This is a genomic window from Microbacterium sp. Be9, assembly GCF_011754135.1.
Taxonomy (GTDB): Bacteria; Actinomycetota; Actinomycetes; order Actinomycetales; family Microbacteriaceae; genus Microbacterium; species Microbacterium maritypicum_A.
Map to the genome: position 1 here is coordinate 1 of NZ_WNWT01000014.1, position 519 is coordinate 519.

The window sequence follows — 519 nt, forward strand, 5'->3', positions numbered from 1 at the left end:
GTTGGTGTCGGCGTTGCTCGTGTCGGTTCCTGTGTCGTCGGCGGTGGCGGATGATGCTCCGGGGTTCCTGGTGGAGTCGGGGGCGTATCCGGATGGGGCGTCGGTGGGTGCGGCCGCGGGCATCGTTCTGAAGGACGGCAACGGCGGGTTGCGGGTGGTGACGTGTCCGGTCCCGGTTCCGGTCGCGGCCGGGCTGATCGAGGTGGAGTTCGAGAACGCGGGCAAGAAGGCGAAGGTGTGTTTCGAGACGGTGTTCCGTCCGGCGGTGTTGAACCTGGAGATCGCGGCATCGTTCGGTGTGAAGGCCGGTAAGCAGCCGATGGATGTCACGTATTCGGTCGCGGGTGGTCCGGAGACGGCGATCCCGGTTCCGGCGGGTGGGCGTCGCACGGTCGACCAGAATCAGACGGGGCAGTCGACGGTCGTGGCGATCGAGGTTGATGCGGTGTCGACGGATGTGCCGGCGACGACGGCCACGCATCCGCGGACCGCTGTCACGAAGATCCGCACGGGTCTGGG

Annotated in this window: 1 protein-coding gene; it reads left to right on the plus strand. The window is 67.4% G+C overall.

Features of this window, described 5'->3' with window-relative positions; all coding sequences use genetic code 11:
- Positions 1-19: 19 nt before the first annotated feature.
- On the plus strand, positions 20-519 hold a 500-nt coding region (locus GLO27_RS19580; RefSeq protein ID WP_208324005.1), incomplete at its 3' end, for a hypothetical protein.